At 54.3% G+C, this 14,485-nt stretch carries 10 protein-coding genes and 2 pseudogenes; 6 read left to right on the forward strand and 6 right to left on the reverse strand.

The features are described 5' to 3' along the window. Positions 1–104: 104 nt before the first annotated feature. Together K3T82_RS34365 and K3T82_RS34370 are read right to left on the reverse strand one after the other, a co-directional pair. A complete protein-coding gene (locus tag K3T82_RS34365) occupies positions 105–1,340 on the reverse strand; it encodes a hypothetical protein (protein ID WP_220198013.1) in 1,236 nt (411 codons plus the stop codon). After that, positions 1,321–2,013, reverse strand: a complete 693-nt coding sequence (locus K3T82_RS34370; RefSeq protein ID WP_220198014.1) for an RNA polymerase sigma factor — start codon at positions 2,011–2,013, stop codon at positions 1,321–1,323. The genes K3T82_RS34365 and K3T82_RS34370 overlap by 20 nt, the downstream gene beginning before the upstream one ends. Before the next feature lie 942 nt (positions 2,014–2,955). Here K3T82_RS34370 and K3T82_RS34375 point away from each other — a divergent pair. The 5 genes and pseudogenes from K3T82_RS34375 to K3T82_RS34395 form a co-directional block, all read left to right on the forward strand. Continuing rightward, the gene (locus K3T82_RS34375; RefSeq protein WP_220198015.1) at positions 2,956–3,192 is read left to right on the forward strand and encodes a hypothetical protein; all 237 of its coding nucleotides are present in this window, start codon (positions 2,956–2,958) and stop codon (positions 3,190–3,192) included. 1,516 nt (positions 3,193–4,708) lie between these two features. After that, a complete protein-coding gene (locus K3T82_RS34380; protein ID WP_220198016.1) occupies positions 4,709–5,092 on the forward strand; it encodes an ArsR/SmtB family transcription factor in 384 nt (127 codons plus the stop codon). Further along, positions 5,070–7,421 carry a heavy metal translocating P-type ATPase gene (locus K3T82_RS34385; protein ID WP_220198017.1) on the forward strand — a complete coding sequence of 784 codons (2,352 nt, stop codon included), beginning with the start codon at positions 5,070–5,072 and terminating at the stop codon, positions 7,419–7,421. The genes K3T82_RS34380 and K3T82_RS34385 overlap by 23 nt, the downstream gene beginning before the upstream one ends. 2 nt (positions 7,422–7,423) lie before the next feature. Then, positions 7,424–7,906, forward strand: a complete 483-nt coding sequence (locus K3T82_RS34390; RefSeq protein ID WP_220198018.1) for a hypothetical protein — start codon at positions 7,424–7,426, stop codon at positions 7,904–7,906. Between the two features lie 1,291 nt (positions 7,907–9,197). Then, a pseudogene (locus K3T82_RS34395) lies at positions 9,198–9,593 on the forward strand (reverse transcriptase N-terminal domain-containing protein); the annotation flags it as partial. Positions 9,594–9,689: 96 nt separating this feature from the next. Here the strand turns inward: K3T82_RS34395 and K3T82_RS34400 are convergent. Genes K3T82_RS34400 through K3T82_RS34410 form a run of 3 tightly spaced genes read right to left on the reverse strand, consistent with a single transcriptional unit; the run spans position 9,690 to position 12,275 of the window. Beyond that, positions 9,690–11,807, reverse strand: a complete 2,118-nt coding sequence (locus K3T82_RS34400) for a recombinase family protein (RefSeq protein WP_220198019.1) — start codon at positions 11,805–11,807, stop codon at positions 9,690–9,692. Then, positions 11,770–12,027: a hypothetical protein gene (locus K3T82_RS34405; RefSeq protein ID WP_220198020.1), complete on the reverse strand. Its 258-nt coding sequence runs from the start codon at positions 12,025–12,027 to the stop codon at positions 11,770–11,772. The genes K3T82_RS34400 and K3T82_RS34405 overlap by 38 nt, the downstream gene beginning before the upstream one ends. After that, a complete protein-coding gene (locus K3T82_RS34410) occupies positions 12,024–12,275 on the reverse strand; it encodes a DUF5372 family protein (RefSeq protein ID WP_220198021.1) in 252 nt (83 codons plus the stop codon). The genes K3T82_RS34405 and K3T82_RS34410 overlap by 4 nt, the downstream gene beginning before the upstream one ends. A 41-nt stretch (positions 12,276–12,316) precedes the next feature. On the opposite strand from K3T82_RS34410, the pseudogene K3T82_RS34415 reads away from it, so the two are divergent. Beyond that, a pseudogene (locus K3T82_RS34415) lies at positions 12,317–12,535 on the forward strand (reverse transcriptase domain-containing protein); the annotation flags it as partial. Positions 12,536–12,546: 11 nt separating this feature from the next. Here the strand turns inward: K3T82_RS34415 and K3T82_RS34420 are convergent. Next, a complete protein-coding gene (locus tag K3T82_RS34420) occupies positions 12,547–14,421 on the reverse strand; it encodes a recombinase family protein (RefSeq protein WP_220198022.1) in 1,875 nt (624 codons plus the stop codon). Between the last annotated feature and the right edge of the window lie 64 nt (positions 14,422–14,485).

The following is a 14,485-nucleotide window of genomic DNA, read 5'->3' on the forward strand; positions in this document are numbered from 1 at the left end:
TGCCTTGCTCGTGAACCAACGCTATCAGCAATATGCGCTGATAGCGTTGGGGTGCATTCTTGCCCTGGAATATCATCCCCATAGATCATCTTCTGGGAAACACCTTACTGATGAGGTGGAGGCGTTGGCGTGACTGGCGGTTTGCTCTTGTTCCCATTTCCATTGCTCCCATTGCCACGATTGTCTCCATTCTCGCTTCCAGAGGTATTACCACTATTCTCATTGCCATGTCCTTTGCTCGTGTTTGAGTTCCCTTGATTCGAGGCGCCGGTTCCATTCTGATGACGTTCAATGCTGGTAGTTTGCACGACGGTGCCGTCTCGATTCAGCAACCCGACACTGTGTATCTGAGCACTATTCCAGGTCAGGACAAAGACATACTGATCCTGTTGCAACGTTCCCTGTATAGTCATCACCCGGTTGTTGATAAGGAGTTGTGCCCCTGATTGGAAATGATCGCCAGTGAGAGTAATGGTCAGGAGTTGTGTTCCATGAGCGGGTGTCGTCACGATGGCGGTAGTGAGATGTGGCACTAGCTCTCCCAGGTGCCCTAGTACCACCGTTGTTTGTTGCCGTTCCGCGAGCGGCAAATGCCCTAAGAGAGTATGGAGTGCCCCTCGTGCATCAATAGCTCGCGAGGTATATTCGCCCTCCATCCGTTGTCGATCCGTCCCTTGTGGAAGCTGCTCAATATCGTGCGCAAATATCCGCATAGCCTGGTCAAATGTTGCCAGCTCGTCACGATATTGCGCAGACTGTGGCGCTTGCCCAGTGCTGGCGAGGGTGGTCAGCACGCTCAGTTGGTCCTGTGCGAATTGAGCATCCCACTCCGCCTGTGTAAGCGATGTGGGTTTCCCAGATAGAGGGGCCTGCATCTGGTATTCCCACCGCTTCAGGCTATAGAGCGGGTTCGAAGGATTGGTTGTATGCGCTGCCGCGACGAGGATTCCTGTTGCGAAGAATACTATCAGGAGGCAGAGCACCGCCACGCCGACCAACGGACGCAGGCTCAATGACGGGCGAAGCAAGAGTTGCCACCAGGATGATCTGCGAGACGCTCGTTTCAATGTCACTTGGCGAGCCAGGAGGCGATGCTCTAAACGATGGGCAAACTCGGCATCTACTTGCAGTTGCGGTACTGCTTGTAAGGTCTGTGCGACGGCCAGGAGTTCCAGCAGCACGGTATTTGCGTCCTCATGTGTGCTGCTGGTTGCCATCCGGAGCGGTTGGATGGTATCTTCTCTCTCGCTTGCTTGAGGGCTTCCCTGAGCAGTTTGGGAATCCTGTTGTTGCAACAACCGTTCCGGCTGTGTCTCGAAATCATGAAATGGTGTCTTCATTACATCCTCCCTTGCGCCGTCTCGTGTGCTCCATGGAAGCCTGAAATGGTATCAAGATGCGCTGCAAGTTCTTGAGCGCACGAAATTGCAGCGCTTTCACCGCATTTGCTTTTTTCCCGATGATTTTGGCAACAGTTGCGATATCATATCCCAGCAGAAAGCGCCCAACCAGGACCTGACGCTGTTCTTCCGTGAGTTGGTTCATAGCATGTACAACGCTCTTCCATTCATCTCGTTCCTCGGCCCATCGCATCGGATCAGCCTCTATTTGCTCATCGGGTATGCTCTCAATAGCGGCATACTCCCCACCGAGTGCTGTTCCATCTAATGGGACAGTAGGATGCTGCTTCTCATGTTTGCGGTAATACGTGGCAACTGTGATACGAGCAATGCGAAATAACCAGGCGGTAAAGCGTACTTCCTCGTCATATCGCTGTCGCTCAATCCCCTCAACCATGGCGAGAAAGACATCAGACGTCAGATCTTCTGCGGTTGCCCGGTCAGGGACGCGAGCCGCGATATATCCAAAGATCCCAGGTAGGAAGCGACGATAGAGAAGGCTGAGTCCTTCGCTCTCACCTTGTCGTGCCTGCTTGAGGATCTCCTGAAACGATTGAGGCGAATCTTCCTGAACGGTGGAGTCCTTCCCTGTGCGAGATCGCCGTAAAAACATGCGGTTCCTCTTCCACTTTCCAATGGTCAGTGTCTGTCAACACAGAATGAAAAATGCGTAGCCTCAGAAGGGGTTCCCTGCCTGCCATCATCTCTCATGATGACGTCTGGCAGAATACGCTTTCTCCGTATACTGTTGTTCTGTGGCTGCTCCGCGTTATGGCCTGGGACAAAAAGGCTAGGGAACATCATTCATGTCTGTCTCAACCATGTGGGCTCTCTGGGGATGTCCCCAGAACCAATGCCCATGAGAAGACAATCAATGTGCTTGACAAGAAGAGTCCAGATGTCTCGCAGCCAGGAAGAGGGAACGCTGAGAGGGAGGTGCTGCTCGCACATGTTCATGCATGCTTGTACACAGACAGGAACACGTTTGATGCCGATGAAGCGGAGTATGACCCCTTGAAAGATTTCTTCCCAGGAGGAACGACACACACCATTTGCTAGGCGCCCTCCTTTGGAAGGCAAGTGGTTTTGATGAAGAGAGCGCTTGGAGACGGGGTTTCCAAGCGCTCTCTTCATGGCGTGTCCTTCGTCAGCCCGGCATCTCTGGCACGAATAGTCGCCTCCGCACATACGGCCACTTGCAGTTTGCTAAACATGCTGGAGACAGGTGAATTGAGTTTATATCCGGAGGTCATGGGTAGCGTAACTCATATGATCATGTGGACTACTCTTCTAATAGAGAACAAAATCAACAGGAGGAAATGAGCGCGAAAGAATGCAAGCACAGAAGCAGGTATTGGAGCTGGTGATAGCGTTCAGGGGATGGATGCCTTGCTGCGTGGAGGGAAAGGTCCATTCTGCGTTATTATCGGCGGGCACACGTCAATGGCGCACACTGATTTCGACGACGTCCGTCGCTGTAAAGGGTACAGATTAGCTGCTGCTGAGACCACTCAGCAGTGTTGAGGCCTATAGAAGCTCAGGAGGAGAGAATCGCATGATGACCCAACCAGCGGCACATAACCAGAACAGTCAGTGGCCAGACCCAGTGTTAGAGTATGTCTTTGCCATCGAAAACGAGGACCCGAAAGCGCTTCAGAGCGTTTTGCAGAAATATGGATATCGGGATGATATTATGGCTGCGTTTCTGGCTCTCCATATCGTCTTCAATCCTGAATTGAACTTTATCGGCCAACTCGTGCAGTTCCGCGCGACCGGGAAGATAGGTACGTGAACAAGCATCAATGAATGGCAATGAAGTATCCATCGGCCTCGTCGTCAAAACAATCTACTCTCGCTTCTTTTGGAAGGCGAGCCGCTAGAGTTTTCTTCTCACCAGAAACAATAGTGACGCGTGAAGTGAGCTAGAATGTAGCGGACCAGATGCTCTACAAAGGAGAGTGAAGGCAACCATACAAGTCATCAGTTGGGCAACAACGCCTCTCGGAGCGCTCTTGGGAGGATGGCTTGGAGTGCAGATCGGCATACGCTCCACCTTATTTCTCGTTGTTGGTAGCCTCCTTTTTGCGCAACTCTGGCTCTGGTGTTCGCCTGTCCGTACACTGTGCACACTTCCACAGGAAAAAGAGCACAAGGATTGACGCTAGAATGATACGAGATGAAGCACCCAATGATTGATAGCCCCTGAGTCAGGAGGCAACACCTCATGGGGCAACTTTTTTGCAGTGAGAGGAGATTCTTTGGAATGATCTCTGTCTCCCTTTCTCTCAGCCATTTCACAAGAGACACGACTTCTGCAAGCGATGGGAACGAAGGAATAAATGAGCATATCCCTAATCACCCCTTCTCCATCAGACACTCCTAGATCTTGATCCCCAACACCTCCGCCAGATCTTTTGTCAGTCTTTCTAGGTCCCTAGCAACTTCGGGTCGCATCAGATGACTAAAATCACAACACACCATATCCATGTGAAGACGCCATACCTGTGTGAAACCCAAATTCGTACATTCTCAGGATATTGTCAGAATTGGTTCAGCTTCAGCCATCACTTGTTGCTCCAGATCCACCTTGCGAGGCCCACAAGAAAGACACGACCAGCGATCACAGCGCGCACGCCTCACCTCACCCGTTTTCCGATGGCGCAGTACCCAGGCATCCCGACAGACATAGAGTGTGCCATCCCATCTTCCAAGCGCCAGTCCACCCGCTCCTCAACTGTCGGGATATATCCAGGTCTTCACATCGGCCCCTACTCCTCTCACACTTCCATCTCAAAAATATACAAGCGCTGAATGGTTGTGATTAGTATACAACCATTCAGGAAGGAGAAAACCTATGCGCAATAACCCCCTCACGTATCGACGTATCGCGTTGCTCGCAGGTGTCTCATTTTTCCTCAACGCCTTCCTTATCCAATGGATTGGTATGGGGTATGCTGAACCATATTTTCATTAAGACCGTACTCTTTACGGTGTGATTATGTCAGTCACGACCGCCCTTTTCCTCGTTGCTTGCAATTAATGAGCCACTTATCCGAGATTGACAATTTGTTGGCCCAGGTGGCGAAGATATGAGCCAAACGACACAAATAGCTGTTGATGGCTTTTTTCGCAGCGAATGAAATAGCCTCTCTGCTTATTGGGGTGAAGTTAAGTTCGCTGCGAAAAAAGCCGCAAAGTAAGAACACATACAAGGGAGATGTTTCAGAGCATGGCTTGACGCTCCTAATATTATGCGTTAATATGTCACCAAGTAATGACTTATTAACACATGAGAAAGAAGAAATCCTATGCCTACCTTGCAAGCCCAAGCGCTAACACTCAAAGCCAAACTCTATCGTGGCTTTGCTGATCCTTCTCGTCTCTCCATTCTGGAGACACTGCGAGAAGGGCCTTTGCCGGTGAATGCTATTGTCGAGAGGACGGGGTTATCGCGAACCAATGTCTCCAATCATCTCCGCTGTCTCTCTGACTGTGACCTCGTGGCATCGGAATCGCAGGGCCGCTACACCTTTTATCAGTTGAGCCATCCCAAGATTGCGGATCTCTTTCGCATCACCGAGGATATTGTGCGTGATATTGCACGCGGCATGTATGAATGCACGAATTACACTGATCAGCATCCAGGATTTGAAGCGAAAGGAGAAGAGGATGGGTGCTGCAATCCCTCATGAGCTGCGAACGCTCGAACTGAACGTAAAAGGCATGGATTGCGCCGAGTGTACTCAGCATGTGCAACATGCACTCTGTGCGCTTCCTGGTGTCACGGAAACACAGGTCTATCTTTCCTCTGAGAAAGCCATCGTTCGCTACGATCCCGCGCAAGTGGATACGAGGGCGTTTCGCAAAGTGGTCGAGAGCGCTGGATACACGCTTTCGCTTCCACTGCGCACCATCGAACTGAAGATCGCTGGGATGGACTGTACCGAATGTACTGAACATGTGCAGCATGCTCTGGCAGAACTCCCAGGGGTCGAAGAAGCTCAAGTGTATCTTGCGTCAGAGAAAGCAGCGGTTCGGTATGATCCCACCCAGGTTGATCTTCCCACGTTTCACCAGGCCGTCAAGGCAGCAGGGTACTCGATTACAGCAGAAGAAGCGTCAAAAGAGGCTGATTCTGCCCCTCCCTCGCTCGGCTCCTTTACGCGTCCGATTCTCACCCTCTTTGCTATGGTGCTGGGCATCGTGCTCCTGGTCGTGATCGTCGGCGAATGGCTGGGATGGATGGAACGCATCACGGATCTGGTTCCCTGGTATGTTGGATGGGCACTCGTCTTGCTTGCCGGTTCCCCCATTTTTCTGAACGTCATCAAAGCGGCGTTGCGCCGTCAGGTGATTTCCCACACCCTCATGAGCCTTGGCGTCTTTGCCGCGCTTGTGGTGGGACAGTGGTCCACCGCTGCGGTGGTCGTCTTCTTCATGCATATGGGCAATATCGCGGAGACCTTTACCACCGAACGTTCTCGACGTGCGCTGAAGCATCTGACCTCGATGACACCGAAAACGGCTCGTCTTGAGCGAGACGGGAATGAAACGCTCGTGCCTATCGGTGAGGTTCAACCGGGTGATGTCGTGATTGTCCGACCAGGCGAAGCCATTCCAGTTGATGGTCAGGTGCTTCTTGGACAGGCAACGGTCAATCAGGCCGCTATCACTGGTGAGTCTATGCCCGTTGAAGTGGGTGAAGGAAGTCAGGTCTATGCTGCCACTCTTGCCACACTGGGGAGGTTGCGGCTTCGCACAACTCATGTGGGAGCAGATACCACCTTCGGACGAGTGATTCGCATGGTGGAAGAAGCAGAGGCGCATCGTGCCGATGTGCAACGTCTGGCAGATCGTTTTTCTGCCTACTTTCTTCCTATTGTGGGAACGATTGCGGCCCTTACCTTGCTGATCAGCCGGAACCCGCTTGCCACAGCCTCTGTGCTGGTGGTTGCCTGTTCCTGTTCGTTGGCTCTAGCGACACCGGTAGCGATGCTGGCTTCTATTGGAGCTGCCGCTAAACGGGGTATGCTCATTAAGGGCGGCAAGTACCTGGAGATCCTTGCAAGGGCGGACGTGGTGCTCGTGGATAAAACAGGAACGGTGACGGTTGGCAAACCGCAAATTACCGATATCGTTGCCACAAGCCAGCTCACCCCCTCAGATATCCTGCGCTTGGCAGCCAGTGCGGAGCGGTATTCGGAACATCCTCTCGCTGAAGCCGTACGGTCGAAAGCACTGAAACAAGGACTGTCGCTTCAGTCTCCTGACCAGTTTGAGGCTATTCCAGGACAGGGGATACAGGCTCATATTGATGGGAGCAAGCTGGTCATCGGCAACGCACGCCTCATTTCCTCGGGGCACAATCAAGCTGAGACCGCTCTTCTTGAAGCGCAAGGCAAAACGCTCCTGTTTATCGAGCGCGATGGTGAACTCGTTGGCTTGCTTGCAGCCTCAGATACTGTGCGTCCTGAAGTGCCAGAAGCCCTTGCCTCTCTCAGAAGGTATGGCGTCAAACACATCGAAATCCTGACCGGAGACAACGAGCGCGTGGCAGCGAGCCTAGCCGCCCAACTGGGGATTGGCTATCAGGCTAACCTCTTGCCCGAAGACAAGATCCGCTTGGTCAAGGAATACCAGGCCAAAGGGCATACGGTGGTCATGGTCGGCGATGGGGTCAACGATGCGCCCGCGCTGGCCCAGGCGGATGTGGGCATGGCAATGGGCGTGGCCGGAACGGATGTAGCAATGGATGCGGCCCACATGGCGCTCATGCGCAATGATTGGCGACTAGTACCGGAAGTGTTTGCCATTGCCCATCGCACGATGCGCGTGGTCAAAATGAACATTGGCTTTACCGCCCTCTACAACCTGGTAGGTCTCTCGTTGGCCACCTTTGGTATCCTGCCACCGATCCTGGCTGCTGCTGCTCAGTCGCTGCCCGATTTGGGGATTCTTGCCAACTCAGCGAGGCTGCTCCGACCAGGCCAAACACAGCAGAAAGGTACAGACAAGGAATGAACGTGCTCTTTCCCATTCTCCTCTATGGTATCCCAGCATCCCTGCTTCTCTCCGCCATCATTGTAGGCATGGGGTTGGTGAATCCCCGTCTGATGCTTCGAAGCTATCCCAAAGATGTGCGAGCAGCAGTGCCACCGCAAACGGATCAGGAAAAGCGACAGACGCTTTATTGGAGCATTCCTTTTTGGCTTTGTTTGCTCAGTTTCCCGGTGGCCGCCGCACTTTCCACAAAAGGAGCACAAGGGAATGCAGTGGAGATCTTCTTGAGTGCGGCAGGCACCATCTTTCTCTTTAACCTCGTGGATTGGTTGATCCTGGATTGGCTTATCGTGTGTACGATCACCCCTCGCTTCATGGTGCTGTCTGGAACGGAGGGAATGGCTGGATACAAAAACTACGGGATGCACTTCAGGGGTTTTCTCATTGGGACAGGGCTTGCTGCTGTGATTGGCTTCCTCACTACCATCATCCTCATCTTTTTCTAAAGAGACCCTTGCCAGATCCTTCTCGTGCCTCCATGTAGATGGATCTGGTTGTTACTTTTCGGCTGGTGACAGCAATCTTGTGCGTCGTGTCACGCTTGATGATATCCCTGGTTTAGCCAGGAAGAACTGAGAAGGAGGTTCTTGAGTCACCTCACTCACCTGGACCCGAAAGGGAAAGGGAAAAGTAGCATGTGATGGAAAGCAGTGATGTCCTAGAGGCACAGCAGGGCATGCGCTGCAAGACTCGCATCCTATGGCAAGAGCTGGATTGCCCAAAGCCAAATTTCCAGTGGAGTATCTGTCCTCTCAACGGAAATGTGTCTGAAACCGATGTCATGCTGAGCATCAATCTTGAAGGTTGATTGGTGTTCCTTCTCCAGCATGGACGATGATCAACGAGATCATTGAAGGAAATGAGTTGGCTGCCTACAGGATGCTCGATACGTATCATCTTGACGGAACACGGGATTCCCTACCAGGCGTGAGCCTCATGGGAACGGAGCGCCGAGAGTACTTGTGAGAGTTACGCCTCACCAGGGCGTGTGGGAAGGCCACACACAGGGGGAAGCAGCGCAGGTAGTCGCATTCTTCTTCGGGAAGAGCACGAGATGTGCATATTCTGAACGAATGGAATGCCATTACTGGAAAGCCGCGTGCATGGAAAGCGTGCATGCGTGGTTTGGGGAATTGCGACACGAAGTCGCTCATGTAGCTGTTGAGCCAGAGAAATTTGGACTCAACCCGATGTTCTGCCATCGGTATCCTACCAGGGCCTGCGTTTGGAGCAATCCAAGGGTGGGAAGCCCCTGGGATAATGTAGCCTCACTCGTAAGAGTGGCGGTCGATCCGTGAGGAAGAGCCGCGACTGCTAGCACCAAGGCGGTTGGGAACTAGGGTCAGATGATATGGTCAACTCAGGTAAATCGCTGATAAACGTCGTGAACCACGAAAAGCCAAAGGTGCTGACAGGCTTAACCAAAATGGTTTGTGTGCCGGTTCAGGAATTTTCCTCCTTTCCTGACGCAGACAAAGAGCCACCGGCGAACAGGCGAGACCTACGTCATCTATCGGTACATGAACGGAACGTGGTAAGTCCGTAGCTCTCCCAATAGGGAAAGCTAACCGCAAGGGAAGCCGATAGGGCTGCGGATACAGGAGGATAGAAAAAGCGAAGGCCACTCAGTAATAGAGTGGATAGAGAGTAAAACATGCTCTCGTGCGAAAGCAAGCTGACTTCTATCTGGTCTTTCAGAGCGAGAAAATTTGGCAAACCGAGGAAGGAACAAGGCAGATGACGGCAAACACACCTGCTCAGACAGGAACGGATGCTGGTGCAGTTTCTCATGTTGAAGATGAGTGGGATTCCATCGATTGGAATGCAGCTCAAAGCAACGTGCGTCGGCTCCAAGTGCGTATCGCCCAGGCCACGAAGGAAGGTAGATGGGGCAAAGTGAAAGCCTTGCAACGTCTGCTGACCCATTCATTTTACGGCAAAGCTCTTGCTGTAAGACGGGTGACGGAAAATCAAGGCAGAAAAACAGCAGGTGTGGACGGGGAAACCTGGACCATGCCAAGCCAAAAAGCAAAAGCCATTCTCCGACTTCAGCAGCACGGGTATCACCCCAAGCCGCTGAGGCGGGTCTACATCCCAAAAAGCTCAGGAAAAATGCGCCCCCTGGGTATCCCGATAGGTCTTTCATACTGCCTCTCTTTCCCGGCGCGTTTCGGAATACCGATGGTCGCCAACGGGGTGGACTAGAAGCCCCAGCCCACCCTCTTCGTACTACTCTACCACGTTCTGCTGCGGCTTTCCAGTCTGACGGGGTTTCCAATGTTGTTGCGTCGGCTTACGAAGCTCCGCGATGCGTTCCGGGGTGAGCGTAATCCAGCGTGGTCCATGAGGAGCCGTTTGCACATACTCCAAGCGCCCCGTTTCACACCACTTCGCAATGGTTGAGATATTGACATGAAGCAAGGTGGCCGCTGTTCGTGCTGAATAGCGCCCATCACCACGCTGCCCAGTGGGGCACGCTGCCGGGCCCTGAGGGCAGCCTGCCTCAATCTGGTAATCATACCGCAAGGATTGCACTTTCTTCGCCGTAAACATTCCTCCTCCGCCAGCACTGTATCCAGCTTCATTCAGCAAACTAGCCATGGATGCATCCGAATAGGTGGGAGCCCATTTCTGGATAGATGCAATGACCTCCGGTCGGGTTTGGCGAAGCTCCCACGACTTTTTGAGGCGCGGGATGGACAGACTGGTGCGGGCCTCTGTCTGCCAGCGAATATCGATCACCACCAGGTCGCCACGCTTGGCCAGGGTCACGTCTTTGATCAGCCAGCGCACGAGTTGTTTCCGTTGGGCGTTCGTAGTCGTGGGAGCACCCCAGAGCGTCGGCAGGTCCTGGGCCAGCGCGCGGATCTGTTCCCGTTGCTCCGCCGACAGCCTCAGTGCATCAGGCACCGGTTGGGTTTGATATTCCCGTTCCAGCCGATCCACTTCCACGAGTTTCTCGTTCCAGTCCCGTTCCAGGCTACGCGCCACGAGTCGATTCTCTGGGTCCACTGCATGGTAGCGTCGGCGCGCCAGGTCAGCATCGTACTGCGCCCGCTCAATTTGCCGCTTCGCCTGCTGATCGAGTTGTTTGGCGCGCCCCTCCAGATGGGCGAGAGCCGAGAGCGCGACTTCCAACTGTGCTGGCTCCATGGCTTCCAACAGCGCCTTGCCAACGACCTGGTCAATGCGATCCCCTCGCATGGTCTGGCAGACCTTGACCGCCAACTGGGTATGCGCCTGGCTGCATTCGTAGATCAACACCGATCCCTCGCGCTGATAGCGTACACTCATCCGACGGCCACACGAGCCACAGAGCACGATCCCTTGCAAGAGCGAAGGACCGTCACGTACCGCTCCTCGGTGGGCAGCAGCTGTGGTATTCTGGTTATCAGCCAATTGCTGCTGATTGCACCGAAACTGGTCCCAGGTGATGTAGCCTGGATGTCTGTCCAGCAGCACGATGGGCCACTCCTCCTGCTTGACTCTGCGTGTACGTCCCTTGATCCGTGGTTCTTCGCCGGGCAGGGCGTGCCGACGGGTGTGCGTTCGCCCGTAGACGTAGGCTCCGGCATACAGCGGGCTATGCAATACATCTAACACTCGGCCATGACAGAGTGGCACCCACTCCAACTCACCAGAACGGACACCGCCCCAGTGCCGGGTAGGGAAGCGCAACTGATGTTTGGCGAAGTAGCTTACCACGGCCAGCGCCGATTGATGCTGCTCAAAGAGGGTGAACACCAAACGGATGGCTCCCTGAACCGCCTCATCGGGATCAAGGACCACATGGCCCACCGGGTCATAGATGAGTCCGCTCGGCAGGCGGAAGCGCAGCTTCCCTTGTTCGGCTTTGGTCAGCTTGCCACCCTGCAAGCGCTGATGCAGCCAATGCAGTTCTGCTTCGCTCATGGTCCCCTTGAAGCCCAACAGGAGGCGGTCATTGTACAAGCCGGGATCGTAGACGCCCTCCTCGTCAATGACCAGAGTATCAGTGAGGGCACAGATCTCCAGCAGGCGATACCAATCACTGCATGAGCGGGCCAAGCGCGAGACTTCCAAACTCAGAACTGCTCCTACATGGCCCAGCCCGACTTCAGCCACCAGCAATTGAAAACCGTCGCGCCCAATGGTCGAGGAACCGGATTGACCTTGATCCTGGTCAATCACTTCGATGCCTGCCTGTTCCCAGCCCAACTCGTGCGCGCGCTTGACCAGGTCATATTGGCGTGTGGTACTGCCGATATTCTCGCGAACTTGCAGCAGTGTCGATTGGCGCACATAGATCACCGCTTGTCTGCTGAGATGATCAGGACGGATTTTGAGGGTGTGCTGCTGGATCGGCATAGCACGCCTCCTCTCTTTCACACTGGCTAGCAGGACGCGTTACGACTGCATTCAAAGCTAATTGTGCTAAGAGGCCAATGACGCGGATTTGCAGGTCAGAAGAGAGGTGAGCCCAGATGTGGACCAACGCGCTCTGCTCCTGATCAGAAGAGGGAAGTGGGGCCATGCAGCGACCTCCTTGCTGTGCCCAAACCACAAGACAGGCAGATGGCTCTATCATATCTCATGGGCTCCTTTCTGCTGCCTGACCCATTGCGCGATCTGCCACAAGCCCTCAATCGAGAGCAACGGGGGGTCAACTGTACTGAGATCAGGATCAACTGGCCCTGCGTAGTCGGTCAAGCTGGCTGCGATGGCCCCGTGATAGCCGTCGGGCATGCGAATGATGAGGTCAGGATCTGGCCCGCGTCGCACGCGGACGAGCTGGACGCGCTGCCCGTGCAGAGGGTGGTGAGGATGGGTTACCATTACCCATTCCACAGATCCTTTGGTAAAGGGGGTGGTGTGCTGTGAATATGCCCTGTATGCTCGACAGGGCCATGCAAGCCTTGTATCTGCTCGCAGTCGATCCCATCTCGGAAACACGTGGGGACTTTAACTCCTACGGTTTCCGAAAAGAACGATCAACAGCAGATGCCATCGAACAAGCTTTTGTGGCACTCAGCCGCAAGAACTCGGCAGAGTGGGTACTCGAAGGAGACATGAAAGCCTGCTTTGATCATACATCTTGATACTCCTCTCAAAAATGGAGCGTCTTGAGCGTTCCCTTGGTAAGCTGGGCGAACCCTTCGAGCGTGCTGGGCTTGTCAGGAAACAGATACAGATGCGTGGTTGCTTCTCTGGTGATCTGGATCGTGCCATTGTGAATGCGATCATAGATCCAGTGGGGAGTGATGTCAAGCCTCTCTGCCAGTTGTGAGATGGTAAGAGCCCCCTCGATATGGCGCAGATGGGACTGACTACGCACCCGAAATTGTCTGTGCTTCAAGCGCATGCCTCGAACGGTACTTGGCAACACAAAGGGCTGCATCGGCGAACGAAAACCCTGGGCGGTCAGCTTCTGCGCAATCTCCTCATCTGTCTGCCCTTGCACGCTCCACTCAAGAGAGAGGCGTTCCATGTCTTGCGCTCCGACCAGATCTTTGAGGGATCCCACTGCAACCGGAATGTTCAGCGTCGTCGTTTCTCCACCTCGCCAGACGATGCGTGCGTGAACCGTTTCTGGAAGAGGCCGATGGATCACCACCTTGTCAATGAGGCAGCGCAACAGTGCCTTTTTCTGCCGCTGTGCCACGTCCCCTTGCCGCCAGAGTCTGGGCAGATGTTGCCCAATGGCTTGAAACAGCTCCTTCTGCTCCTGGCTCAAAGAGGACAAAGCGTTCACTTGAGCGGGCGATGGTGTTCCAGTTTCCTCAGCTCGCTTGAGTTCCGCGAGCGCCATCTCCCATCGCCTTTCGAACTCTGCGGCGACCAACCGATTCTCTGGGTCGACGTGCAAGAACTGTCGCTCGGCAAGGGTGGCTTGGTACCCGAGACGTTCCAGATGCTGCTGGTGGGCATGCAAGATCTGCGCAGTCGCCTCCTGTTGCGTGGCGACCGCACGTGTATACACATCCAGTTCGACAGGGGAGAGCGCTTGGAAGAAGGCTTCTACCACCTGCACGTCCACGGGATCTGCCGCAATATCCTGGCAGACGGGAACGCCGTACTTTTGGCGCAGAAAGTTGCACAGATACCGTGTTCCGCCTTTGTATTGCACCACCATCTTGTGCCCGCATTCTCCACAATACACAATGCCATGCAAGAGCGCGGCCCCATCCCGGGGAACACCACGGGTCTTGTTGCGATCATACTCGGCGTAATTGTCCAGGAGCATGGCCTGAATGCGTTCGAAGAGGTCCCAACTGATGTAGGCAGGGTAGACCCCCTTGACGCAGATCCTCCACTCCGAGACGGGCAGGCGAATGGTTTTGGCTCGACGGGTCGTCCGATCTGTCCGCAGGGTACGCGTCCGCCCGTAGACAAAGGCGCCAGCGTAGGCGGGATTTTTGAGGATCTCGAGAATGGCTGCTCCCGTGGGGCGTTTCCAGATCACGTCTCCAAAGCGATCACGTCGCGGCAGTTGGAGGGCATGCTCGTTGAGAAAGTGGAGCACTCGGCTGGCGGATCGCAAACGCACAAAAGAGGCAAAGATGAGATCGATGCGATCTTGAATCTCGCGGTTGGGGGCTTTGTGTACCTGGCCCGCCACATCACGCACCAGTCCAATGGGCAAGGGGAGAGCCAATTCTCCCCGCTGGGCCTTGTTGAGGAGTCCAGCTGTCATGCGGGCACGGATCGTGTGCAATTCGAATTCCGAGAGTTGCCCCTTGAGTCCGAGCAACAAGCGTCCATTGGTCGTAGCAGGGTCGTAGATGCCGTCATGATCAGCGATGAGACAGCCTCGATAACCGCAGACATCCAGCAGCGGATACCAATCGGAGCAGTTGCGTGAAAGACGCGTGACTTCGGTCGAGAGAATGGTCCCTACCTGTCCCAACGTCACTTTGGTGACGAGTTCGTGCGCACCCGGTGCGTTGGTGCGCCGAGGCTCCCGTGATACCCAAATCCGCATCAATGATCTCAATCTCCTCGGGAGGCCATCCCAGGCTCCGAGCCCGCTGCTGGAGGGCATATTG

The sequence above is a fragment of the Ktedonospora formicarum genome (assembly GCF_016587355.1).
GTDB lineage: Bacteria > Chloroflexota > Ktedonobacteria > Ktedonobacterales > Ktedonobacteraceae > Ktedonobacter > Ktedonobacter formicarum.

Excerpts from the sequence above, each read along its gene's own strand:
- K3T82_RS34410 (WP_220198021.1), bottom strand. The coding sequence starts at position 12,275 with ATGGTAACCCATCCTCACCACCCTCTGCACGGGCAGCGCGTCCAGCTC.
- K3T82_RS34370 (WP_220198014.1), bottom strand. The coding sequence starts at position 2,013 with ATGTTTTTACGGCGATCTCGCACAGGGAAGGACTCCACCGTTCAGGAA.
- K3T82_RS34405 (WP_220198020.1), bottom strand. The coding sequence starts at position 12,027 with ATGATAGAGCCATCTGCCTGTCTTGTGGTTTGGGCACAGCAAGGAGGT.
- K3T82_RS34385 (WP_220198017.1), top strand. The coding sequence starts at position 5,070 with ATGGGTGCTGCAATCCCTCATGAGCTGCGAACGCTCGAACTGAACGTA.
- K3T82_RS34365 (WP_220198013.1), bottom strand. The coding sequence starts at position 1,340 with ATGAAGACACCATTTCATGATTTCGAGACACAGCCGGAACGGTTGTTG.
- K3T82_RS34380 (WP_220198016.1), top strand. The coding sequence starts at position 4,709 with ATGCCTACCTTGCAAGCCCAAGCGCTAACACTCAAAGCCAAACTCTAT.
- K3T82_RS34375 (WP_220198015.1), top strand. The coding sequence starts at position 2,956 with ATGATGACCCAACCAGCGGCACATAACCAGAACAGTCAGTGGCCAGAC.
- K3T82_RS34420 (WP_220198022.1), bottom strand. The coding sequence starts at position 14,421 with ATGCGGATTTGGGTATCACGGGAGCCTCGGCGCACCAACGCACCGGGT.
- K3T82_RS34400 (WP_220198019.1), bottom strand. The coding sequence starts at position 11,807 with ATGCCGATCCAGCAGCACACCCTCAAAATCCGTCCTGATCATCTCAGC.